Here is a 24,485-nt window from a genome sequence, read left to right as displayed (position 1 = left end):
TTTAATCCTCTTCTAATTCTTGTGGTGCCGTCATTTCTTTATTTGTTCCAAATAAATATGTGGCAATGAATCCGCCAAGATATGCTGCTAGCAATCCTGCGATATATCCTAAATACATATTATCAGAAATAAGTGGAATGAGTGAAACGCCACTTGGTCCAATTGCTGATGCACCGATATGACCAATGCCACCGATAACTGCACCACCAACACCACCACCGATACATGCTGTGATAAATGGTCTACCTAAAGGAAGTGTAACACCGTAAATCAACGGTTCTCCAATGCCTAAAATACCAACTGGCAATGCCCCTTTTAGTAAGTTGATAATCTTTTTATTTTTTCTACATTTAAACCATAATGCAAATGCTGCACCTACTTGACCTGCACCAGCCATGGCTAGAATCGGTAAGAGATATGTTGCACCAGATTGATTAATCATTTCAATATGAATCGGTGTTAATACTTGGTGTAAGCCAAACATAACAAGTGGTAAGAACGTTGCACCTAGTACAAATCCACTAAATGCACCACCGATATTTAGAACCCAATCTATTACGCCTAATAAGCCATTTGAAATAAAGCCGGCAATTGGCATGATTAAGAATATTGTTCCTAGTCCCATAATAAATAGTGTAATCGTAGGTGTGACAATGATATCTACCGCACTCGGAACGACTTTGTGTAATCTTTTTTCTATTAAAGATAAAATCCAAACCGCAATGATAACACCAATGACACCACCTTGACCGGCAGCTAATGGTTCTCCATTAAAAATATTTTTAAGTGGGCTTTCTGGATCCATACCCGTTAGCATGGTTGTACCACCAATAACACCACCTAAACCTGGTGTTGCGCCAAATTCTTTTGCCGCATTAATACCCACATAAATCACGAGGTATGCGAAAATACCATTTTTAATGATATCAAATATTAATACGAACTGTTCCCATGTCGCACCATCTATCGTACCTGCTGTTAACATATTAGATAGTACTGCAGAAATACCACCAATTAAACCTGCACCAACAAAAGCTGGAATTAATGGTACAAATATATTAGCAATAGATCTTAATACTTTTTTAAATGGTGTTTGATTCTTCTTATTAATACTTTGCTTAAATAAATCCGCTTCTTTTTCAACTTGTTCTTTATTAGATACTTTATGCTTTATATCTTCACCTAAAGGAACCCCTATAATTGAACTCATTTCATTAGCTACTTTATTAACAGTACCTGGTCCAATCACAACTTGAAGCATGTCATCTTCTACGACACCCATTACGCCCTTTATATTCTTTAAACCTTCGACATCGACTTTACTGTAATCGACGATATTCATTCTGACACGCGTCATACAATGTATCACTTTGTCTAAATTATCTCTTCCCCCGACTTCTTTGAGAATATTTTGTGCAATCTCTCTTTCTTTTGACATAGCCTACACACCCCTTAATTTACGTATTTCTCACAAACCCTTTAGCTTGTTTAAGTCTTTCTAATGCTTCCTCTTTAGAAATCCCATGCATCCCCATTACTATTGCGACTTTCACTTGCTCATCACTTTGTTTGAATAATTTCTCACTATCTTCATCCGTTGTTTGTAATACTTCTTGAATCATGTTTACGGCTCTTTGTTTTAATTTTTTATTAGTTGGTTTAACATCAATCATTAAATTCTCGTATACTTTTCCTATACCAACCATTGCCCCTGTTGATATCATATTAAGAATTAATTTTTGGGCAGTACCTGCTTTCAATCTCGTTGAACCCGTCAATACTTCAGGGCCGACATCTACTTGGACCGGATAATCTGCATGTTTACCAACTTCAGATGCTTTATTGCATGTCACACAGCCAGTAGGTACATTTATGCTTTGTGCGTATCTTAAACCACCTATTACATATGGTGTTCTACCACTAGCAGCTATCCCGATAACCGTATCATGTTCATTAATATTTAAATCTCTTAAATCTTGTTCGCCTAGACTTTCATCATCTTCTGCACCCTCAACAGCTACAGTCATCGCACTTGGACCACCAGCAATAAGTCCAACGACAACATCAGGTGTTACACCAAATGTTGGTACACATTCAGCTGCGTCTAATACACCTAATCGACCACTTGTACCTGCGCCCATATAAATCAATCTTCCACCATTGTTTAATCCTTTAATAACTTGCCTAATTAATTGAGCAATTGCATGATTTTCTTCTTTAATAAACTGAGCCACTTTTTGATCTTCGTTATTCATAACATCAACAAATTGCTCAGGTGTTAATGTGTCTAACTTAGACGAGTGCTCATTTCTTGATTCTGTCGTTAAACGACTAATATCCATTTATTCTTCCCCCTTAACGAACTGAAAAGCTGTACCTGCATCAATTAAATCTATGCATGGTATATCATGTTGGCATATATGTCCAATAACATTAACAGCTTCATGACTTTTTAAATCATTTTTGACGATTTGTAATTCATTCATATAGCGACCATACTTTTTATTATCTAAAGTGATCGCACCCCTTGTTCTTGCAACCGTGTTCTCAGGCAATATTTCAGATTGAAACATTTGCCGTCCTTCTTCCGCTCTAATCACATCTCTAGCTTTGTCTTTTCTATTATGAAAAATTCTCCCAATATAACTTTCTAAATGCTTTGTTTCAGATTGCACTTGAAGTGACACGATTCCTTTATGAAAGAAGTTGTTGAATTGATCGATCGTTGTTGTATCGATACCTGTATCCCCTATACAAATATCATCTACTCCTAAAGCTGCTAATTCATGAGCAGCAACTAATGGGTGGCAATATCTATGATCTTCTAATGTAGGTAAGCCTTCATATACTGGACCTCTATATACCGTACCTGGTACAAAAGCCATAATTGAAATATCCGGGAATGATGTCTTTAATTTTGTGTTTTGTTTTATAAAGTAAGCTTTATCCAGTCCAGTTTCAGGACGAGGATAATAATTATGCGCAACCATAATACGAGACATATCAATATCTTGATCTTTAAGTTCATCCAATAAACTTATCGCATCCGTGCTCGCATTACAGACAATTTTAACTTCACTTAATAAAGAAATAATATCTGGAATCGCTAGCGAAATATCTAACCTTATATAATCAATACCTAAACCTTTTAATACTTCAGGTTGCTTATAAGAAAGCCCAAGATTTTGAAAAGCATGAGGACTCGCATCAGCTATAATCTCAGCTTTATCACCAATAAGTAGCTTCAATTCCTTCAACCTATCAAAATACAATTCCGAATCCTCTTCAGGAATTTGAAGTGAAGTAAACACATACTTGAAACCACGATTGAGCATCGTCTCAATATATAATTCATCAAACGCTTCACCTAAATAGACCGAAAAACCTAACATATCAACACACCCTTATTGGAATCGTTTACATTATCTCATTTTTGAAACAATATTTCAATGGTAAAAAGTTTTTACGAATATTTGTGAAATGGCGTTACAGAATGTGGAGGATGGTAGGTAAATTTGAATGTAATGGACAAATCTCTTGGCTTAATTTAGTACTTAAGCCATGACTTGGGCGATCTCTTGGCTTAATTTAGGACTTAAGCCATGACTTGGGCGATTTCTTGGCTTTACTCCGTACTTAAGCCATAACTTGGACAATCTCTTGGCTTTATTCAGTACTTAAGCCATGACTTGGACAATCTCTTGGCTTTATTCAGTACTTAAGCCTTGACTTGGGCGATCTCTTGGCTTTATTCAGTACTTAAGCCATGACTTGGGCTATCTCTTGGCTTTATTCAGCACTTAAGCCATAACTTGGACAATCTCTTGGCTTTACTCGGTACTTAAGCCATAACTTGGACAATCTCTTGGCTTTATTCAGCACTTAAGCCATGACTTGGGCGATCTCTTGGCTTAATTTAGGACTTAAGCTAAGACTTGGGCGATCTCTTGGCTTAATTTAGTACTTAAGCCTTGACTTGGGCTATCTCTTGGCTTTACTCGGTACTTAAGCCATAACTTGAGCAATCTCTTGGCTTTACTCAGCACTTAAGCCATGACTTTATTTAAATTTAATACATTCAATCTCTAATTTTCCTCCCCACCCCAAAAAAACGCCGGGACTTCTGCAGTTCCGGCGTTTTTCCTTATTCTATTATTTCTTATTTATCAAACGTTCTACTAATTGGTTTACTTGTTCGATATTTTTAGTTTGTTGATTCAATATTTCTATGATTTCTTGGTTGTCTGTGCTCGTTTTAATGTCTTCTTGATTATTATGGTCTTGCTTGTTTCGATGTTGACGCAATGCTTCATATAATACTTCATCTTTATTTGCATCATCTATCTTATCATACATTGCTTTTGTTTTTGAACTTACTTCTATTGTTGTCGCATGTGTATTGTTTGTATCTGCTTCTTCTACAACGTGATTATTCTCACTTAATGCATGACCTTCTATATCGATTTTAGGTAAAATTGCATTTAACCAATTTGGAATATACCATGATGCTCTACCAAATAGTTTTGTCAATGCTGGAATAATTGTCATTCTTACAATAAATGCATCGAATAATACTCCGAATGCCAATGCTATACCCATCGATTTAATCATCACATCATCTTGGAATACGAAGCTGATGAATACACTGAACATAATGAGTGCTGCTGCGACAATAACTGGTCCACTTTCTTTAAGTCCGACTTTAATGGACTTCGTATTATTCATTGTACGTACATACTCTTCATGTACACGTGACATAAGGAATACTTCGTAATCCATTGCTAAACCAAATAACAGCCCTATTGTGATAACAGGTAAAAATGCTAATAATGGACCTGTTGTATCTACGCCAAACAAGCTACTCATAAAGCCATCTTGCATGATAAGTGTTGTAAATCCTAAAGTCGCTGCTAATGATAATACAAATCCTAGTACTGCTTTTAAAGGAATAATAATTGATCTAAATACAACCATTAATAATATGAAGGCTAATAATATAATAACCCCTGCAAATAACGGTATCGCATCGTTAAGTTTTTCAGACATATCTATATTAATAACACTTTGACCTGATATTTCTGTATCTAAATCATATTTGTCTTTAGCATCTTTATTATAATCTCTTAAATCATGAACTAAATCATATGTTGATTCTGCATTTGGTCCTTTTTCAGGAAGAACAGTCACAAGTGCATAGTCTTGATCTTTGTTCAATTGAGGCGGTGTGACAGTTTCAACATTTTTAATATCGTCTACATCTTTCATCAAATCTTGTAGATCTTTTTGTAATGCTTTAGGATTATCTTTTTTGTCAGAAGTATCTACAAGCATGACGATTGGACCATTAAAGCCTTCTCCAAAATCATCAGAAATAATATCATATGCTTTCTTCTCTGTAGAATCATTTGGTTTCATACCATTATCAGGTATACCTAAACGCATATGTGTAACGGGTAGTGCTGCTGCGATTAAAATAACAAATCCAATGATTAACGCAATCCATGGTTTACCTACTACAAATTTTGACCATGGTGTATCCAGACTTTCATTTGAATGTATTTTACGTTTTTTCGGATGAATTTGTTTATGGAAGACACTAATCAATGCTGGTAGTAATGTAATGGCACTGAGTACAGCAAAGATAACACTAAGCGCTGATGCAAATCCCATCGTAGCTAAGAAATCGATACCCACTAATGCTAAACCACAGACAGCAATGACAACCGTAACCCCTGCAAAGATAACGGCACTTCCGGCTGTACCTAATGCTAATCCAATTGCTTTAATATGATTTTTCTCAGTCTTAATAATTTGTCTATATCTAAATAAAATAAATAAAGCATAATCAATACCTAACGCTAATCCAATCATAACTGCTAATGATAGTGTAACGTTTGGAATATCAAATGAATACGTAAGTAAAGCGATTGTACCAATACTAGAACCAAGTCCGATAACCGCACTTAATATTGGCATGCCTGCTGCAATAAATGATCCGAAAGTCACAAGTAACACAACGAAAGCAATTACGATACCAATAGCTTCAGAAGCGCCACCGATTTCAGTATTCGCAGTTAAAGCATTACCTGTTAATTCAGTTTGAATATCGTCATCATCTTCTAAAGATTTAACAGCATCTTTAACTTTATCAACGGAATCCGATTTAATAGAAGTTTGAGACACTTTATAATTGATATCTGCAAAAGCAGTTGTTTGATCTTTATTAATTTGTTTATTCTTATAAGGATCTGTCACTTCTTTAATATCATCATCTTTATCTTTTACATCTTTTAAAGCTTTTTGAATATCTTGCATAACCTTTTGATCCGTTATGCCTTTTTTATCTTCACTTTTAAAGACAACTCTTATATTTGCCTTTTCACTATCTTGATTAAATTCTTTCTCAATCTTTTCATTCGTATCGATTGATTTAATACCACTCATTGTAATATCGTTGTCAAATGTAGGTTTATTAATCGTTAATGGCGTTACGATTCCAGCTAATAAGATGACCCATATAAATATAGTTAACCACTTATGTTTAGCAATGGAAGAACCCAATTTGTATAAAAAGTTCGCCAAAAATATTTCCTCCCTTAAATCTACTATATAGTTTATGCATACAGTGTATACAACATAACGCTTATACTAACACCTGTAATATTCCCTAAAAAGAGATAAAATCCCAAATGTGTATACTTTGTCTACACTTTTCAAAAATTGTAGAAAAGCTGTTAACAAAACGTTCACATTTGGGATTTCTTATTTCTATATTAATAGTAGAATTAATGCAATAATTGCTGGTCCACCTTGTTTCAAAATAATAGATTTTGAACTTGTAAGGCTACCATATATAGCCGCTAATATAATGAATATTAACAGAACTGCTACAAACTCTTTAGGACTACTTGATAAAAAGGCACCATAAAATAATGATAATGCCAGTAAACCATTATAAATTCCTTGGTTTTTAAGAAGTGTTTGAATATTTTTATCTTTTAACTCTTGTTGCTTTAAATTAAATGTTTCTGCCGTTTTTTTAGAAGTCGTAGCGATTGTTTCTAAATACATAATGTACAAATGTTCAACTGCTACAATCACGACAAAAATCGTTGCTAGAATACTCATCTCTGGTCACCTCTATAGAATGATTTGACTTTCTTTTTCATGAATCATTTCAATAATTTCATTCTTTTCATTCATAACTGCCACTTTCGGTGCATGTGATCTCGCTTCTTCATCTGTTACTTGTACATAGTTCATAATAATAATCACATCATCTACTTGTACAAGTCGTGCAGCAGCACCATTAAGACAAATTTTACCGCTTCCTCTTTCACCTTCAATTACATATGTTTCAAGTCTTGCCCCATTGTTATTATTAACAATCGCAACTTTCTCATTAGGCAAAATATCTACTGCATCTAATATGTCTGCATCTATTGTAATACTACCTACATAATTTAAATTAGCTTCCGTAACTCTAGCACGATGAATCTTCCCGTTCATCATTGTTCTTATCATGAAATTCATCTCCATATATATTTTTATTTTAAATTTATAAATTTTGATACTCGTTATTATCATACAATGATATTTTCATCCGTCAACTATTAAGTTCTTACACTTTTTATTTTATTTATCTTCTACCACGATTATAGATAGTTCAAAAAGAAAACATTTGTATTAAACAACTTTTTGATTTCGCACAAGATAATTATTAATTTATTTGTATAATACAATTATTTTTATAACTTTTCATTTTAATAAAATACATATGATTTTTTACTTATTATATTGCGTAAGTAGTTAATTTTTTGGTATTATTTAGGAGTAAACTATTTACTCTTTGAAAAATTCAACAAGTTTCAGACATTGCAATTTTACATTTTTAAAGATAAGAACAACTAAAAAATTAAACATTAGGAGGATAACATGGAAAACATTATTCATTATGAACTACTAAAAAAAGACATCTTTAATAGAATTTTTGATGAAACGCACTTAAAACGCATGGATTTAATCACACTATTCTATCTTAACGAAATCAATGAAGAGGAAGTCTACGTCCGTAAATTACGCAGACTCATGTTTGAACCTTCTTCGTCAGAATTAACAGGGGCATTAAAATCACTCGAAGAACTAAAATACTTCAATAAAGTAAGAGATCCTCAAGATGAGCGTTCTATCATTTTAAAAAATATCAATTATGATGCAATCAAAGAAACATTAGATACTTGTAAAAAAATCACTTACGAAAATTTAGAAAAAATCAACCAAACTTCTAACTAAAGTATTACATATTCATTATTACGCTTAACAAACTGAAACGCCTGGGACATTTACATATCCCAGACGCGTTTTAATGTTTATATTGATTGTTTATCCATAATAAACTTCCATTATTCTGAATTGTGGTAATTAAAATCCGCTAACTTCCATTATTCTGAATTGTGGTAATTAGAATCCGCTAACTTCCATTATTCCGAATTGTGGTAATTAGAGGGACGCCTCTTACGGACATTTCTCGGAATTCTGTCCCTAACAGCACCTACTTCACACTTATTTCTTCTTATATCCGAAGTCTGGTATGTTATTCCAGCGTTTTCTGAAGTAATGTGCGACTGCTTTTGGTCTTCTTTCTCTAGTAAAGATACCTTTACGGTTTCCTTGTACGCGAATGACACCATTACTTGTTTCAAAGTCTGCGAAATTCCATACTTGCTCTCCTACAAAATTAGGACATTGATCAATGATTTCATGGTTTGCTTCGTAATATTTAACTTGGTACTCTTCTGTAAACATAATATCATCTATTGCATGTAAACCAACTACTGTATCTGCTCCGTATTCTGTGAACATGATTGGTTTGTCTGGTTGTTTTTCTAGCCAGCCGTCTAATTCTTGTCGCAATGCTTCTTTTGCCGCTTCTAAATCACCACTTTGTACATACCATCCATAATATCTATTTAGACAAAGAACATCTACTAAGTCTTGCACTTGGCACACGTCTGGTAATGAATTAAGTAATGTCACAATCGTACAAGGTCTATTTTGCGGATCTAGTTCTTTCGCAAGATTTACAAGTGGTTCAAAGTATTCTTTTGCCCCTAATGAAGCAGAGTCTGGTTCGTTTGCAATCGACCACATCACAACACATGCTAAGTTTTTATCTCGAGCAATTAATTCTTTAATCACTTGCTCATGATCTTCTTTCGTTCTAATTTTCTTCCATGTATCTGTATTTTGACTACCGTCTAATGCTGCTGAGAAATTCAAATGCACACCGACTGCTGTTGTTTCATCAATCACGACTACACCTTGTTCATCAGCAAGACGCATCATTTCTTCAGAATATGGGTAATGTGAAGTTCTAAATGAATTGGCACCTATCCATTTCATTAAATTTAAATCTTGAATATTAGAAACTTCATTCAAACCTCTTCCATGATAATAAGTATCTTCATGTTTACCAAATCCTTTAAAGTAGAACGGCTCACCATTAATGAGAAACTGGCCATTTTTCACTTCAATTGATCTTACTCCAAATGGTTCTTCATAATAATCTATGACTTCATCATCAGCTTTAATAGATACTGCTAACGTATATTGATAACCTTCACCTGGCTGCCATAAATGAACATTTTCAATTTCTACCGCACTTTCCGCACCATTTTGAGACGCTACAATATGACCTTCTTGATCAATGATATCCACCTGTATAGATTGATTGCCTGATGCTTTAACCGTATATTCTACTTGTGCATTCTGACCATCTACATGCGGTACGATGACGATATCTTCTATATAATGTTCTTTTGGCGTTGTGTATATTTTGACCGGTCTATGTAAACCTGCATAGTTAAAGAAATCGAAATTAGGTTCATTGACTGCTTTAATATTTCCTTTTGAATCTTTAACTTCTTTAAAATTCCCAACTGGAAGTGTTGAGTCATCAAGAATATTATTGACGATAACTGTTAATCGGTTTTTCCCTTTTTGTACAACATCATTGATTTCAACTTCGAATGGTAAGAATCCACCTCGATGCGACACAACTTTTTGACCGTTCACAAATACTTCCGCTTCATGTGTAGCTGAACCAAATCTGAGCACTTGTCTTTCTTGTTGTAATACGTTAGGAATTGTAAAAGTTGTTTCATAGACCACTTTACCGACATGATTTCTAATAGATGATACAACACCTTGATCGTTATAAGAACCTGGCACTGCCATTTGTAAATCTGTATCAATTTCAGTTGTAACGTCATATTCACCTTTATATTCAATCAATTTAAAAGACCAAATACCTGATAAATCAATCACGTTTCTCGTTTCTGTCATAGTTGGATATAGCATATAACATTCTCCTTTATCTATTTATTATAGTTTTTCAAATAATGCGAGTTCTGAAACAATTCGTTTATGTTTTTTATCTGTAAGCGTATAGAACAGTCCAAATATGATGAGTGCTAATAATACTGCAACGCCTGGCACGATGAAATAAAGTATTTTCAAACCATGTATTGTGCCTGCTGTTTGCTGAACATTCGGTTGATATCCGATAATCGTTAAAGCCATACCAGGAATAAAGCCAGCTAATGCTTGTGACACTTTACGCGCAAAGCTATAACTTGAATAAATAATCCCTTCAGATCTAACACCTGTCTTCCATTGTGAATAATCTACAATATCACTAATAAAGGCCCAAACAACTGTATTCGGTATAACAAGGAAAAATTGAGATATACAGTTAATAACTAAGAATGTTATCACATGTTCACCACTGATTAAGAAGTTTGCCGCTTCAGCAATCGCAAACCCTAAAAGCCCGATAATCGCGGTATATTTCTTACCAAATTTTTTATTAAGAAAAGTTGTTAAGAATAATGCTGGAATTAACGTGATAATATTTAATACACTTACGATACCTACTAAATTCTGTTCGCCTAATACATATTGGAAATAGTACAGTTGTGATTGTTGTTTTAAGAAGAGTGATGTAATACTGAGCAATGTAAATATAATTAAAACGACAAAAGGTCCGTTTTTAAAGAGTCCTTTAAACGCTCTCAATTCACTGCCTTTCTTTTCATTTTCATCTCTTTCAACGATAAATCTTTCTTTAACACCTTTGTAACATAGAATATGAAATATCACACCTATTAGTGCTAAACCACCGATCACGACTGGATAGCCAACAGATACACTATCAAAGAGCGATATCATTGGAATAACGATGATACCTGTTATAAACATCGCACCTTGTGAACCGAAATTTCTAAATACAGATAATTGTGTTCTATCATCTGAATTCAAAGTCATTGAAGCAGATAATGAACCATATGGTATATTCACAACTGAGTATGCAACATTAAATAATAAATATGTCGCAAACGCCCAAATTATTTTACCTTGATCAGAAAAATCAGGTGAAATAAATGAAACAATCGTTAAAAATGCAAGTGGTAAAGTCCCATATAATATAAATGGTCTAAATTTACCTTTTGGACCGATTTTATTTCTAGAATCTACTAATGCGCCAACACCTGTATCGACAAAAGCATCAAAAAGTTTAGCAACTAAAAACACTAAACCTCCGTAAAATGATGAAATACCTAATACATCTGTGTAGAACTTCAGTAAATAAATTAAACCTAAATCAAACATGAGACCATTACCAAAATCTCCGGCACCATATGCCATTTTCTCTCTTAAAGATAGTTTAGGTTTGTTAATATCCTTAAATGTTTCAATTTTTGTTTTCCCTTTATTTGCTTGGTGACTAGTTGTTGTTTTTGCAGTGCTAATAACAACACCCCCTCAATAATTTGAGTAAGCGCTTACATAAATAAACTCGAATCTACGAGTTCATTATAATTCTATTAGCATTCGATGAAAATCATCACACAAAATAACAACGTTGTTACAAAAAATCAAAAACATTCCAAAAGCCTTATATATCAAGGATTATAAGGAACTCATGTTCACACACTACTTAACATAAATTGATACAATAAGTAACATTTTTCTATATCACTCACACGAAAAATCACATATTATAATATCAATATTTCGCTTTTTATAACACAATTACGAACTCAATTATATGAATTTTCAGTTTTTAACGTTTTTCTATAACTTAATGGCGTTTGACCATACACTTTTTTAAACAAACTAATAAAGTAATGAGTATGTTGAAATCCGATATATTCAGCTATTTCTTGTACATTCATATTCGTCTTAATCAACAAGTCTTTTGCGAGGTCTAAACGAATCGCATTAATATATTGAATTACACTTTTACCGACTTCTTGTTTAAATAATCTTGAAAGATATGATGTTGATACACCTAGGTTTTCACAAATATCATCTAGCGAAATGTCTGTATGAATGTATTTATGAATATATTGTACAGCTGATTTAACATGTGCTGAATATTGAATAGCATGAACTTTCTGTGCAGCTTTCGCGTAATTGCAGCAAATTTCTTCTAACAATAATGCTCTTTCTTTATTATCAGACACATTGGCAATCATTCTCGCATGGGATTTGGACATATCATCAATCGTTAAATAATTTACCCCAGCCGCTTCAATTGCTTTTCTACCAAGTGTATTCGTTAAAGTAGCAGCATATAAGAAGTTATCCATTTTAGTACTCAATCTTTCTAAACCTTGAACTTTATCATTTAACTTCCTATTTATTTCTAGTACTTCTTCAACTCTCCCATATTGCATAGCGAGCATCATTTGATTTTCAAGTTTATAGCGCTCCTCTAATTCTTTAAGTAAATAAGTCTTTGAAATTGGTTGTTGAATGATTTGGTCTTGATCTGTTTCATCCATATGTACCTCAACAACATCATAATTTCTTTTTTGTTGATGAACATGGCGACCGACTAATTTAGCAAAGCGAACAATCTGTTGATAATGACCAGTAGAAATCCCAGTTAAATAATGCTTTAATATTTTCAAGTCAGCACTAGAACGCATTTGTTCTTCCAACATATTTAGACATTCCTTCTCTGAAGGTCGCTTTAATACGAACGGACCAAACAAAATAATCTCGTTTATATTATGAAATTTCATCACCATAAAATGAATACCATAACCATTAATCATATGATAAATCTTTTTAGAACTTAGACCCTTTATCCATTTGTATATCTTTCTTTGAAACTTTTTCGATTTCACATTATCAAACGGTGTCGCAAGAACTTTAACAACATCTTCAATATCTTCAACATTAAACACATTTAAATGGATACTCAAAATTTGCTCAGCAACATCCCTATGCCATTGCAATAAAGTCTTCTCCACAATAACACTCCCCTCAACTACCATCCTATTGTTATTTTAACGTATAATATCATTTTGGTGTTTAGTATTGAATATTTGGGGTTAGATATAAAAATACCTACTATCGATTGTCATAATCATAGTAGGTATTTAGTCGTTATATTATTCAGCTTTTTTAAGAATTTCTTTTTTAAGTTTTACTCTAAGTTGTTCTAATGTAAGTGGATCTGTAAACCAATAATCTTCTGCTTTATACGTAATGACTCTATCATTTTTTACAGCGTCTAAGTTTTTCCAAGTTGCTGTTTTCTCAAAATCAAAGTTACCGTATGATGGTTTACTTAAGAAGATATAGTCTCCGGCATAATCTGATATTTCTTCTTTAGAAATCGATTCATAACCTTTTCCGCCTTTTTTAACTTTAGCTTCATATTCTTTAGTCATTGGCATGCCGAATGCATCATGTACAATGTCTAATCCACGTCCCCAGTTGCTTTCATAAATAAAAATTTCTTTTGAATCTGGTTCAAATACTGATGCAGTTGAATCGCCAACTTTATTTTGAATCTCTTTTTTATCTTTAGCTGTTTCTTTATTCCACTTGTCGATCCATTCTTTAGCTTTATCTTCTTTACCAGTTAACTTCCCTAACTCTGTTAAAATTTCTTTATGGTTATACTTTGTATACGTATAAGGAACGGTTGGTGCAATTTTTTGATATTTTTTAAGGTTTTTATCCATTGCATCCGCAATAATTAAATCCGGTTTCTGTTTCGCTACTTGCTCAACATTCCCATCACCAACGAGTTCTACACCATCTAAATGTGGTTTAATAATAGATGAGTCTTTCGTCCAATCTGGAACAGCAATTGGCTTAATACCTAATTCAATAAAATCTCCTACATAAAAAGCTGTTAAAACAGCAACTTTCTTAGGTTTCTTTGGAACTTGAATCGTCTTCCCGTTCTCTAGTTTGTAATCTTTCGTTTCATTCGATTCTGACTTTTTCGTATCATTTGAACTATTTGAGCACGCACTTAGAAGTAAAATACAACTTAACAATCCTATAATAAGCTTTTTCAAATTATGCTTCCTACTTTCTAATTGATATACATTATCAATTATATACACTTTCAAAAAAATAACCATACACATAAGCAAAAATAGTTAAAAATTTTAAAGATAAGATATACTAGAATTAAATAAATTACGAAGGTGATACATATGGAGTATAGAATGGCCACAATTAATGATGTGCAGGGTATTATAAAAGTTTGTTCTGATGGATATCGTGTGACATATAAAGATATACTACCTGAAAAATACATCACACAAATTATTAATGAATTTTACAATGAACAACTCGTTTCAAATGAAATCACGAATATTGATCAATATTGGAATGGTTGGTTTGTTGCTGAAGATAATGGACAAATTGTTGGCGCTGGTGGCGGCGGTTTTAGAGAACCACATATCTCTGAATTATATGTCCTTTACTTGGATCCAACGCGTAAACGAGAAGGCATCGGTTCATGTTTATTAAATATTATTACAGAAGATCAAATAAGAAGAGGTGCCAGAGAACAATGGGTTTCAGTAAGTAAAGGAAACCATATGGGTATTCCTTTTTATGAAGCTAAAGGATTTAAATATCAATACGAAAAACCAATGTATACTTTGCCAGAAAATGAAAACTACATATCATTAAAATACAAACGTCAATTATAAGGAGCGTTATAACGTGAAATTAAGTGTATTAGATCAAGCACCCATTTCTAAAGGAAGTACACCTGAAGAAACATTACAAAATACTATCGCATTAGCACAATGGACTGAATCGTTAGGTTATCACAGATATTGGGTTGCTGAACATCACAATACGAGTGGTCTCGCAAGTTCTTCACCAGAAATCTTGATGACTCAAATCGCCGCTTCAACTGAACATATTCGAGTTGGCTCTGGCGGTATATTATTACCACAATATAATCCTTATAAAATTGCAGAGAATGGTAAGACTTTATCTGCATTATTCCCTAACCGTATCGACTTAGGATTTGGTAATTCACCAGGTGGTTCTCCAATTACACAAAAAGCTTTGACTGATGATCATATTAAACCAATAGAAGACTTTTATAGACAAGCATCTGACTTACAAGGATTCTTGCATAATTCATTACCTAGAGATCATAAATTTAGACTTGTTAAAGCAGGACCACGCATAGACAATCCACCAACAATGTGGTTATTAGGTTTAACTGAAAATGGTGCTAGAAACGCAGCACAATTAGGTATTGGATTTGTATTCGGTCACTTTATAAATCCTAAATATAAAGAAATCGCAATGAAACGCTATTACGAAGACTTTAAACCATCCGTTAATATGAAAGAACCATCAACCATTGTTTGTATTTTTGTAGTATGTGCAGAAACAGACGAAGCAGCAGAACAATTAGCCATATCTCAAGACAAATGGTTATTAAACGTAGGTAAAGGATTAGGAACAAAAGTTCAACCACCAGAAGAAATCAATATAGACGATTATACAGAAGAAGAATTAGAACTCATTAAGACGAACCGAAAAAGAAGTATTATAGGTTCACCACAAACAGTGAGAAAACAACTTAACCAACTAGCAGAAGAATATCAAACAGACGAATTTATGATTATCACAAATATCTACGATTTCGAAGCAAAGAAAAAATCATATCAATTACTAGCAGAAGAAATCTTATCTTAAAATGAGAATTGATGGAGATGTGAGGGGATGGGTTAAGGTGTGTTGGGATGTAGGTGGGGATTTAACTACCATTATTTCGAATTGTGGTAATTAGAACGCTGTATCTTCCATTATTCTGAATTCTGGTAATTAGAACGCGCTAACTTCCATTATTCGGAATTCTGGTAATTAGAACGCGCTAACTTCCATTATTCGGAATTCTGGTAATTAGAACGCTGTATCTTCCATTATTCTGAATTCTGGTAATTAGAACGCTGTATCTTCCATTATTCTGAATTGTGGTAGTTAGAACGCGCTAACTTCCATTATTCCGAATTGTGGTAATTAGAGGGACACCTCTTACGGACATTTCTCGGAATTCTGTCCCTAACAACATAAACTACTCATCAAAAAGAAAGACAGGCTGGGACATAAAGTAATGTCTCAGCCTGTTTTAGTATATTGGCAGTAGATGACTGAATTGAAAATGCGCTTGTATCAAGCTTTTTTCAACTCTAGTCATCCTTGCCGGGGCGGGACTACGAAATCTTTTTATACAAATTAGATTTCTGTCCCGCTCCCTCTCTTTATCTATTCTAGAATTGTTCTGATAAGATTTTTTGTTCTAAGAAGTTTAGCATATAGTCTGGGCTACCTGTCTTAGCATCTGTTCCTGACATTTTGAAGCCTCCGAATGGATGATAACCTACTACTGCTGATGTACAACCTCTGTTCAAGTATAAGTTACCTACGTCATAATCTTCACATGCTTGTCTCCAATGTTCACGATTATTTGTAATGACTGCGCCTGTTAATCCGTAATCTGTATCATTAGCAATTTCTAATAATTCTTCAAAGTTATCGCCTTTAGTGAAGCCAACAACTGGTCCGAAGATTTCTTCTTGCATAATTTGATCACTTGATTTAAGTCCAGAAATAATTGTTGGATGTACGAAATAACCTTTACTGTCGTCAGTCTTACCGCCAACTTCTAGCTTACCTTCTTTACTACCAATTTCGATATAATTTTTAATTTTATCGAATTGTTTTTTATTAATGACTGGTCCCATGTATACATCAGAACCGCCTTCTGTATGATTAATTGAAAGTTCTTTTGTTAATGCAATTGATTTTTCTAGAACTTCATCATAAACATCTTTATGCACGATTGCTCTAGAACATGCAGAACATTTTTGACCAGAAAAGCCAAATGCAGAATCTACAATTGCTTTAGCTGCTAAATCAGTATCTGTATTTTCGTCTACAATAATTGCATCTTTACCGCCCATTTCAGCGATAACACGTTTTAAGAAGTTTTGGCCTTCTTGAACTTTAGCTGCTCTTTCAAAAATACGTGTACCTGTTGCTCTTGAACCCGTAAATGTTACAAAGTGCGTATCTTTATGATCAACTAAGTAATCACCGATTTCTTTTGGATCCCCTGGTACAAAGTTTACAACGCCTTTTGGAAGACCTGCTTCTTCTAAAATTTCCATTAATTTATATGCAATTAATGGCGTATCTTCTGCTGGTTTAAGCAATACAGTATTACCTGCAATTATAGGTGCAACTGTTGTACCTGTCATAATTGCAAATGGGAAGTTCCAAGGTGGAATTGTAACACCAGGACCCATTGGTTTATAAATATATTGGTTATGCTCCCCTTCTCTATCGAAGACTGGCTTACCATTAGCCAACTCCATCATAGAACGCGCATAATATTCAATAAAATCAATACCTTCATTTGTATCTCCATCTGCTTCATTCCATGGTTTACCCGCTTCATAAACCATTAATGCAGAAAGTTCATGTTTTCTTCTGCGAATGATTGCAGAAACTCTAATTAATAATTCGGCTCTTTCTTTATGAGACCATTTTCTCCAAGTCTTATAGGCTTCTTTAGCCGCTTCCATCGCTTGGTCAACTTGTTCTTTAGAAGCTTTTGAAATTGTACCTAGTACTTGTTGGTGGTTTGCTGGATCTACAGATTCAAATTTATCATCTGTATAAATCTTCTCACCATTAATTACTAGAGGAATTTCTTTCCCAAATTCAGATTTAACTTTTATTAATGCATCTTTAAACGCTTGTTGATTCTCTTGATTTGTAAAATCTGTTGCTGGTTCATTGTGAAATTCTACTACCATCCTTCATACCTCCTAAAAATATAAACCTAATAAGAGATAAATACCTCTTATAAAACATTTTACTATTGTATTTTAAAAATTATCAAGTAAAGGGCTTTCATAAAGAAATGATTATTATTATAAAAGCTTATAATCCCTGTAACATCAGTACTTCAGAGTGTCATATATATACAAAAAAGATGAGACATCACAAGATGCCTCATCTTTACTCAAATAGAGAAATTATACACTTTATTTAATCGCTTGATGAATTTGTTGAATATCTTGTGGCGTTGTTTCACAACACCCACCTACTATTTGAATACCTTGCGATATCCACGGTTTAGACTTTTGAGCAAGCAATGCATGATCTCCTTGACCTACCCAAACTTTCTCTACTGGATCAAATGTCTTACCACCATTCGGATAAACAGCAATGACTTGTGGTAATGCCGTCAATCCTTTTTCAATTGCTTTATCAACACTTTCAATCTTTGAACAATTCACACCAAATACAGGCAGACGCGCTTCATGCTCTTTAATATATTGGCATACCGTCTCAAACTCAGTACCATCAGATAAATTACCTTCATCATTAACGGTACATGATATCCAGAATGTGATGTCATCTGAATATTGAGGAATGATATGTTCAACGATAGCTTTTATTTCATTAAAATTAGGCACCGTTTCAAATACAAAATCATATATACCTCTATCAATTAGTGCTTGGATACGTGCTTGATGAAAGTCGATATAATCTTCTGTGGATACTTCATATGCCCCAGTATACTCTGAACCATCACTTAAATATGCACCGTATGGACCTAAACTGCCTACTATAACTTGTTCGTCCGTTACAGATGATTTTATTTGTTCGACAGCTACATCAAATAAATGTTCTATTTCTGACGTTTGCATGCCAATAGATTCAAATGTAGCAAAGCTTGCTTGATAAGTGCTTGTTAACACAATATCAGCACCTGCATCTGTAAATGCTTGATGCGCTTGTTTCACTTTATGAGGTTCATGAATGATCACTTCACTAGACCATAATGACGAATTCAAATCACATCCATAACCTTCTAATGTTGTGGCTAATCCACCATCTAATACTAAAGTGTTTTCTTGTTTAATTTTATTCAGAAGTCTCAATGATTTGACCGTCCTTTTTATGATATTTTACAAAATAAAATACTATCGCAATAATTGCAAACGGAATACCGAAATATAATGCTGGTGATTGGTTTGGATCAAAAATCATACCAACACATGACACTAAACAAAGGATAAAGCCAATGATTGGTACACTTTGATGAATTTTCAAATGTTTATTTGCACGTTTCGCATTGAAATAAGATAAACAAATACTCATCCATACGATAACAACAGCTAAACCTGCTATAGAAACAAGTACGATATATAAAGTATCTGCAGTATAAATACTTGAGAATAATGCCAGTAAACCTCCACACATACTAAAAATAGTCGCGCGTATCGGCATATGATGTTTGTTTAGTTTCTTAAAATATTTAGGGAACATGCCTTCATTTGAAAGACTCCAAACCATCCGACTAGCTGCATACAACCCTGAATTGGCTGCTGATAATAATGCGGTTATAATAACTAAATTCATGATATCTCCAGCATACGGGATACCCATATTTTGAAAGATGACAACAAATGGACTTTCTAATGATTTCCCTTGATAGCTCGGAATGAGAATAGAAATAATAACCATCGTTCCAATGAAGAAAATGATCAATCGCCATAATGTTGCATTAATCGCTTTCGGAATGACTTTTTTAGGATTTTTCGTTTCACCTGCTGCAATACCTATCAGTTCCGTACCACTAAATGCATAGTTAACTGCTAACATCGTTAAGAATACGGCACCTAAACCATTCGGGAATGTTGGATTCGTATATCGTGATTTAATGGTATCTAGACCGTTATAACCACTGTAGTGAATAAGCCCGAATAACGTGAGGGCGCCTAAACCAATAAACAGTATAATCGCTAACACTTTCACTAAAGAAAAGTAAAATTCAACTTCAGCATAGAATTTCGTAGATACAATATTAAAAGCTAAGACAAGTATAATCGCAATACTTGAAAATATGTATACAGGTACATCGGGTAGCCACTTCTGCATTAAAATACCCACTGCCGTAAATTCTGAACCAAGTGCTACAGTCCATGTTAACCAATAAAACCAAGCGACAATAAATCCTATTGAAGGATGTATATATTTTGAAGCATAAACATGAAATCCGCCTGTCACCGGATGTTCAATCGCTAATTGTCCGAGACATAGCATAACGAGATACACGAGAATAGCACCAACGACATAAGATAACATCGTACCTAACGGACCCGCTTGTTGCAAGGTATAACCAGAACTTAAAAATAACCCCGTCCCAATTACACCACCAAAACTTAATAACATAATATGACGTTGTTTCATATCACGTCTATATGACTGATTTGACACGATATACCTTCTCTCTAAAATTAAAAATATCTTCAATTTTATATCTTTCGAATAATTCAGTCAACTCATAATTTTCTGTAAATATAAAAAAACCTCTGTATAGCATGGTTTTTATACCTTGATATACAGAAGTTTTAGGTTGGGAGTTACGTGCGATACACCCTGATTTCGCACCTTTGCGCACGATATCTCGGAGTCTTCGTGCGATACACCCTGATTTTGTACCTTTGCGCACGATATCTCAGAGTCTTCGTGCGATACACCCTGATTTCGCACCTTTGCGCACGATATCTCGGAGTCTTCGTGCGATACACCCTGATTTCGCACCTTTGCGCACGATATCTCAGAGTCTTCGTGCGCCTTACCGCTTCATCATATACTTTCTAATGCATTTCTTAATTTTTCTTGTATTGTCTCTTTGTCATCTTCTACAGGATTAAATTCAAATTTTTCATCATTTATAAAAACGGTTGGTACGCCTTTAATCCCTCTTTCAAATGTTTCTTGCATAATGGCTAAAGATCGGTCGTCTGCATTTTTTTGTGGTGATAAACCTAATTCATGTTCCATTTTTCTTTCTATTGTTTCAAAATTCAATGTCCATTCGTCTTGTGTTTCATATAGGTATCGTATTATTTTAAAAGTTTCTTCGGGGTCATCGTAATCCAGATAAATATTCGCAACAGTTCCTTTAAGCAATCTTTGTTTCGTCTTATCAAAATGCTTAACGATATATTGGACTTTATTCTCATTAATATAAGGTTCTAAAACTTCGTCAGCTGCTGCAAAATAATTTAAACAATATGGGCATGCAAAATTAATAAATGCCTCAATTGTTATGTTTGCGTCTTTGCTTCCTACTGTTAAATGTTGGATTTCTGTCATAACGTTTACCTCCTATATGTTGTTATACTTATTTAACCATTTCACAGCCGATAAAGCGAATGATTATATTCAGAATTGTTTATCAATTCTATTTTAATATACAAAAAAACACTCCATAACAAAGTTATGAAGTGTTTAACTAATTGGTTAAATATTAGTTTTTGATAACGTTAACTGCTTGAGGTCCACGTTGTCCTTCTTCGATATCGAAAGTAACTGAAGCACCTTCGTCTAATGATTTGTAACCTTCAGTTTGGATAGATGAGAAATGTACGAATACGTCGTTACCATTTTCTCCTTCGATAAATCCGTATCCTTTTTCTGCGTTAAACCATTTTACTGTACCTTTATTCATAATAAAAGTCCTCCTATTGTGCTTTTGCACGTATATTTGCAATAATCAATCTTCAAACTTAAATGGACTTTATTAACTATGAATAAAACTACCAATTAATTTAATCTCGAAATATCACTTGCTACTCACTATACGCTATAAATGATTGAAAGTAAAGCTTTATGTTAAATTAAACTTTTATTTTACTTTTATCATGCGCTATAACCTATAAATAATACTTGTCTATCACTTTTAACGATTCATCTAATTCATATATTAGTGGTGCACCTGTTTTGATTTCTAAGTTTGAAATTTCATCATCTGGAATATCTTCTAAATACTTAATCAGTGCTCTTAAAGAGTTACCATGTGCAGAAACTAAAGTTGTTTGATGGTTTAATAAACTTGTTGAAATATGATCTATCCAATATGGGATGACTCTATCCAATGTATCTTTAAGACTTTCTGTAACTGGCATGATTCTTCTATCTAACATTTCATATCTTCTATCATTCAAGTATTCTTCTCGTAACTTTTCATCCGCTTCTGGCGGTCTTGTATCATAAGAACGTCTCCAAATATGCACTTGTTCTTCACCATATTCTTCTCGTGCTTGATCTTTATTTTTACCTTGAAGTCCACCATAATGACGTTCATTTAAACGCCATGTTTTGTAAACTGGTATCCAAAGTTGGTGAGAATGTTTCAATAATAAATATGTGGTTTCAATTGCTCTTGTTAAAAGTGATGTATATACAACATCTATTTCAATATTTTGTTTTAATAATTTTTCACCTGAGATTCTCGCTTCATTATACCCTTGCTCTGATAACTCTACATCTGCCCAACCTGTAAATAAATTTTTCGCATTCCATTCACTTTGCCCATGTCGACATAAAATTAATTTTGGCATATGATTCGCTCCAATCTTTTATTTGTTAAGTCTATTGAACCACTAATTGCAAACTTTTAAAAATAAAAAGACCGTCCGATAGCATTTCAAAATATACCAATCAGTTCTATAATAAATAAATATCATCATAAAATGTTCAAAGGATTGAGTTGTCATGATTTATAAATTCATAAAAATCATACTCCAAATATGTATGATCTATTTTATTACCGTTCTGGGTAGTTGGATTCAAGACACATTAAACATACCTATTGCAGGTAGCATTATCGGACTTGTGATACTTTTCTTATTATTACAATTTAAAATTATAAAAGAAGAATGGATTAAAGATGGCGCAAATTTATTATTAAGTACGATGATTTTCTTCTTCATCCCATCAATCGTCGGTGCTATGAATTTAGTTGACCAAATAAACGCACAGTTTATCTTTTTAATTGTATTAGTCATCGCAAGCACATGCATTGTTGCACTCTCTTCAGGATACATAGCTGAGAAAATGTTAAAAAAGAATCATATAGAAGAAAGTGGTGATCAATCATGATGATTAAAGCACTTTTAATGATTCTTTTAACAATTGTCATGTACATATTTGCATTATTTATACAGAAAAAATTCAAGATTGCCATCTTACACCCTGCACTCGTTTCATCCATTGCGATTATCTGTGTACTTGTGTTATTTGGATATAATTACAACGACTATATGGTCGGCGGACAATGGATTTATGACTTTTTAAATTGCACAGTTGTATGTTTAGCATATCCACTATATTTATATAGAAAAATGATTGTTCAACATTTCAAAGTCATTATCACAAGTGTATTAGTTGGGATAACGATTAATATTATTTTAATGTTTACGATTTTAAATATATTCGGTTATTCAAAAGAAATGATCGCATCACTGTTGCCTAGATCTATAACAGCAGCAGTCGGTGTACAAGTATCACAACAAATAGGCGGAATAGATAGCTTGGCCGTGTTGTTCATTATAGGTACAGGATTAATAGGAAGTATGTTGGGATCATATCTTATCAAAATAGCCAAATTCCAAACATCCATTGCCAAAGGACTCACTTATGGCAATGCATCACATGCTATTGGAACAGCCAAAATATTAGAAACCGATATCGAATCAGCAGCCTTCAGTTCAATCGGCATGATTCTAACAGCCCTAATCAGCTCAGTCGTAATACCATTGTTTGTTATATTAGTATATTGAGAATTTAGAGATATAGATTATAAAAAGATAGAGGTTGGAGTGAGTATGTAGGTCTGTATGTTGCTTGTTTGGGGAGTCTTGCAACATACGGGTGCGCTATGTTGCTTGTTTGGGGTGTCTTGCAACATACAGAGGTTCTATGTTGCTTGTTTGGGCAGTCTTGCAACATACGGGCGAGCTATGTTGCTTGTTTGAGGAGTCTTGCAACATACAGAGGCGCTATGTTGCTTGTTTGGGCAGTCTTGCAACATACGGAGGTTCTATGTTGCTTGTTTGGGCAGTCTTGCAAAATACAGAGGCATCTATTTATCTTGTTTCACCAGTCTTGATAAATACAACGCGCCTATTTATCTTGTTTGGCCTGTCTTGATAAATACAGAGCCTCTATTTATCTTGTTTCGCCAGTCTTGATAAATACAGAGCCTCTATTTATCTTGTTTCGCCAGTCTTGATAAATACAGAGCCTCTATTTATCTTGTTTCGCCAGTCTTGATA

General features: G+C 33.7%; 21 protein-coding genes. 5 read left to right on the top strand and 16 right to left on the bottom strand.

What is annotated here, in order from left to right; all coding sequences use genetic code 11:
• Position 1: 1 nt before the first annotated feature.
• From LQ673_RS13990 to panD, 6 genes are all read right to left on the bottom strand, one after another.
• Positions 2-1,438 (bottom strand): PTS transporter subunit EIIC, encoded by a 1,437-nt coding sequence (locus tag LQ673_RS13990; RefSeq protein WP_191836656.1) that lies wholly within the window; start codon positions 1,436-1,438, stop codon positions 2-4.
• A 19-nt stretch (positions 1,439-1,457) separates the two neighbouring features.
• On the bottom strand, positions 1,458-2,342 hold the full coding sequence (murQ, locus tag LQ673_RS13985) for an N-acetylmuramic acid 6-phosphate etherase (RefSeq protein ID WP_037589842.1): 885 nt from the start codon (positions 2,340-2,342) through the stop codon (positions 1,458-1,460).
• Positions 2,343-3,392 (bottom strand): MupG family TIM beta-alpha barrel fold protein, encoded by a 1,050-nt coding sequence (locus tag LQ673_RS13980; RefSeq protein WP_239705869.1) that lies wholly within the window; start codon positions 3,390-3,392, stop codon positions 2,343-2,345. It abuts the gene before it with no gap.
• Between the two features lie 760 nt (positions 3,393-4,152).
• Positions 4,153-6,582 carry an MMPL family transporter gene (locus LQ673_RS13975; RefSeq protein ID WP_191836654.1) on the bottom strand — a complete coding sequence of 810 codons (2,430 nt, stop codon included), beginning with the start codon at positions 6,580-6,582 and terminating at the stop codon, positions 4,153-4,155.
• 186 nt (positions 6,583-6,768) lie between these two features.
• Positions 6,769-7,128, bottom strand: coding sequence for a DUF1304 domain-containing protein (locus LQ673_RS13970; protein ID WP_025905022.1), 360 nt, complete (start codon positions 7,126-7,128; stop codon positions 6,769-6,771).
• Between the two features lie 12 nt (positions 7,129-7,140).
• A complete protein-coding gene (gene panD / locus LQ673_RS13965) occupies positions 7,141-7,524 on the bottom strand; it encodes an aspartate 1-decarboxylase (protein WP_025905023.1) in 384 nt (127 codons plus the stop codon).
• A 411-nt stretch (positions 7,525-7,935) separates the two neighbouring features.
• Between panD and LQ673_RS13960 the strand changes: the two genes are divergently transcribed.
• Entirely contained in the window at positions 7,936-8,292 is a 357-nt protein-coding gene (locus tag LQ673_RS13960) for a transcriptional regulator, SarA/Rot family (RefSeq protein WP_126476379.1), read from the top strand.
• 270 nt (positions 8,293-8,562) lie between these two features.
• Here LQ673_RS13960 and uidA read toward each other — a convergent pair whose 3' ends face one another.
• From uidA to LQ673_RS13940, 4 genes are all read right to left on the bottom strand, one after another.
• Positions 8,563-10,359 carry a beta-glucuronidase gene (gene uidA / locus LQ673_RS13955; RefSeq protein WP_191836393.1) on the bottom strand — a complete coding sequence of 599 codons (1,797 nt, stop codon included), beginning with the start codon at positions 10,357-10,359 and terminating at the stop codon, positions 8,563-8,565.
• A 24-nt stretch (positions 10,360-10,383) separates the two neighbouring features.
• The gene (locus LQ673_RS13950) at positions 10,384-11,757 is read right to left on the bottom strand and encodes a glycoside-pentoside-hexuronide (GPH):cation symporter (RefSeq protein ID WP_239705879.1); all 1,374 of its coding nucleotides are present in this window, start codon (positions 11,755-11,757) and stop codon (positions 10,384-10,386) included.
• A 344-nt stretch (positions 11,758-12,101) separates the two neighbouring features.
• Positions 12,102-13,322 carry a helix-turn-helix transcriptional regulator gene (locus LQ673_RS14855; RefSeq protein WP_191836391.1) on the bottom strand — a complete coding sequence of 407 codons (1,221 nt, stop codon included), beginning with the start codon at positions 13,320-13,322 and terminating at the stop codon, positions 12,102-12,104.
• Between the two features lie 141 nt (positions 13,323-13,463).
• The gene (locus LQ673_RS13940; protein ID WP_239705870.1) at positions 13,464-14,384 is read right to left on the bottom strand and encodes an ABC transporter substrate-binding protein; all 921 of its coding nucleotides are present in this window, start codon (positions 14,382-14,384) and stop codon (positions 13,464-13,466) included.
• A 153-nt stretch (positions 14,385-14,537) separates the two neighbouring features.
• Between LQ673_RS13940 and LQ673_RS13935 the strand changes: the two genes are divergently transcribed.
• Together LQ673_RS13935 and LQ673_RS13930 are read left to right on the top strand one after the other, a co-directional pair.
• Positions 14,538-15,029, top strand: a complete 492-nt coding sequence (locus LQ673_RS13935) for a GNAT family N-acetyltransferase (RefSeq protein WP_239705871.1) — start codon at positions 14,538-14,540, stop codon at positions 15,027-15,029.
• Positions 15,030-15,042: 13 nt separating this feature from the next.
• Entirely contained in the window at positions 15,043-16,038 is a 996-nt protein-coding gene (locus LQ673_RS13930; RefSeq protein ID WP_191836388.1) for an LLM class flavin-dependent oxidoreductase, read from the top strand.
• Positions 16,039-16,613: 575 nt separating this feature from the next.
• Here the strand turns inward: LQ673_RS13930 and pruA are convergent.
• The 6 genes from pruA to LQ673_RS13900 all read right to left on the bottom strand — a co-directional run bounded on the left by pruA (position 16,614) and on the right by LQ673_RS13900 (position 22,769).
• Positions 16,614-18,164 carry an L-glutamate gamma-semialdehyde dehydrogenase gene (gene pruA / locus LQ673_RS13925; protein ID WP_037589857.1) on the bottom strand — a complete coding sequence of 517 codons (1,551 nt, stop codon included), beginning with the start codon at positions 18,162-18,164 and terminating at the stop codon, positions 16,614-16,616.
• 231 nt (positions 18,165-18,395) lie between these two features.
• Entirely contained in the window at positions 18,396-19,298 is a 903-nt protein-coding gene (gene mmuM, locus LQ673_RS13920) for a homocysteine S-methyltransferase (protein WP_191836387.1), read from the bottom strand.
• Positions 19,282-20,610: an amino acid permease gene (locus LQ673_RS13915; RefSeq protein ID WP_275584095.1), complete on the bottom strand. Its 1,329-nt coding sequence runs from the start codon at positions 20,608-20,610 to the stop codon at positions 19,282-19,284. The genes mmuM and LQ673_RS13915 overlap by 17 nt, the downstream gene beginning before the upstream one ends.
• Before the next feature lie 399 nt (positions 20,611-21,009).
• Positions 21,010-21,522 (bottom strand): thioredoxin domain-containing protein, encoded by a 513-nt coding sequence (locus LQ673_RS13910; RefSeq protein WP_107576623.1) that lies wholly within the window; start codon positions 21,520-21,522, stop codon positions 21,010-21,012.
• 154 nt (positions 21,523-21,676) lie between these two features.
• Positions 21,677-21,877 (bottom strand): cold-shock protein, encoded by a 201-nt coding sequence (locus LQ673_RS13905; RefSeq protein WP_025905033.1) that lies wholly within the window; start codon positions 21,875-21,877, stop codon positions 21,677-21,679.
• Positions 21,878-22,082: 205 nt separating this feature from the next.
• Positions 22,083-22,769 (bottom strand): 2,3-diphosphoglycerate-dependent phosphoglycerate mutase, encoded by a 687-nt coding sequence (locus LQ673_RS13900; protein ID WP_049320582.1) that lies wholly within the window; start codon positions 22,767-22,769, stop codon positions 22,083-22,085.
• 154 nt (positions 22,770-22,923) lie between these two features.
• On the opposite strand from LQ673_RS13900, the gene LQ673_RS13895 reads away from it, so the two are divergent.
• The gene (locus LQ673_RS13895; RefSeq protein WP_191836385.1) at positions 22,924-23,310 is read left to right on the top strand and encodes a CidA/LrgA family protein; all 387 of its coding nucleotides are present in this window, start codon (positions 22,924-22,926) and stop codon (positions 23,308-23,310) included.
• Positions 23,307-23,990, top strand: coding sequence for an LrgB family protein (locus tag LQ673_RS13890; RefSeq protein WP_058611381.1), 684 nt, complete (start codon positions 23,307-23,309; stop codon positions 23,988-23,990). The genes LQ673_RS13895 and LQ673_RS13890 overlap by 4 nt, the downstream gene beginning before the upstream one ends.
• Positions 23,991-24,485: the final 495 nt, after the last annotated feature.

The organism is Mammaliicoccus sp. O-M54 (assembly GCF_022386035.1).
GTDB classification, from domain to species: domain Bacteria; phylum Bacillota; class Bacilli; order Staphylococcales; family Staphylococcaceae; genus Mammaliicoccus; species Mammaliicoccus sciuri_A.
The sequence above is the reverse complement of the archived record's forward strand: the minus strand, read 5'-3'. Positions and strand labels throughout refer to the sequence as shown.

Bases quoted from the DNA above. Each gene is read 5' to 3' on its own strand.
- LQ673_RS13990 (WP_191836656.1), bottom strand. From the start codon at position 1,438: ATGTCAAAAGAAAGAGAGATTGCACAAAATATTCTCAAAGAAGTCGGG.
- murQ (WP_037589842.1), bottom strand. From the start codon at position 2,342: ATGGATATTAGTCGTTTAACGACAGAATCAAGAAATGAGCACTCGTCT.
- LQ673_RS13980 (WP_239705869.1), bottom strand. From the start codon at position 3,392: ATGTTAGGTTTTTCGGTCTATTTAGGTGAAGCGTTTGATGAATTATAT.
- LQ673_RS13970 (WP_025905022.1), bottom strand. From the start codon at position 7,128: ATGAGTATTCTAGCAACGATTTTTGTCGTGATTGTAGCAGTTGAACAT.
- panD (WP_025905023.1), bottom strand. From the start codon at position 7,524: ATGATAAGAACAATGATGAACGGGAAGATTCATCGTGCTAGAGTTACG.
- LQ673_RS13960 (WP_126476379.1), top strand. From the start codon at position 7,936: ATGGAAAACATTATTCATTATGAACTACTAAAAAAAGACATCTTTAAT.
- uidA (WP_191836393.1), bottom strand. From the start codon at position 10,359: ATGCTATATCCAACTATGACAGAAACGAGAAACGTGATTGATTTATCA.
- LQ673_RS13935 (WP_239705871.1), top strand. From the start codon at position 14,538: ATGGCCACAATTAATGATGTGCAGGGTATTATAAAAGTTTGTTCTGAT.
- pruA (WP_037589857.1), bottom strand. From the start codon at position 18,164: ATGGTAGTAGAATTTCACAATGAACCAGCAACAGATTTTACAAATCAA.
- LQ673_RS13915 (WP_275584095.1), bottom strand. From the start codon at position 20,610: ATGAAACAACGTCATATTATGTTATTAAGTTTTGGTGGTGTAATTGGG.
- LQ673_RS13910 (WP_107576623.1), bottom strand. From the start codon at position 21,522: ATGACAGAAATCCAACATTTAACAGTAGGAAGCAAAGACGCAAACATA.
- LQ673_RS13905 (WP_025905033.1), bottom strand. From the start codon at position 21,877: ATGAATAAAGGTACAGTAAAATGGTTTAACGCAGAAAAAGGATACGGA.
- LQ673_RS13900 (WP_049320582.1), bottom strand. From the start codon at position 22,769: ATGCCAAAATTAATTTTATGTCGACATGGGCAAAGTGAATGGAATGCG.
- LQ673_RS13895 (WP_191836385.1), top strand. From the start codon at position 22,924: ATGATTTATAAATTCATAAAAATCATACTCCAAATATGTATGATCTAT.
- LQ673_RS13890 (WP_058611381.1), top strand. From the start codon at position 23,307: ATGATGATTAAAGCACTTTTAATGATTCTTTTAACAATTGTCATGTAC.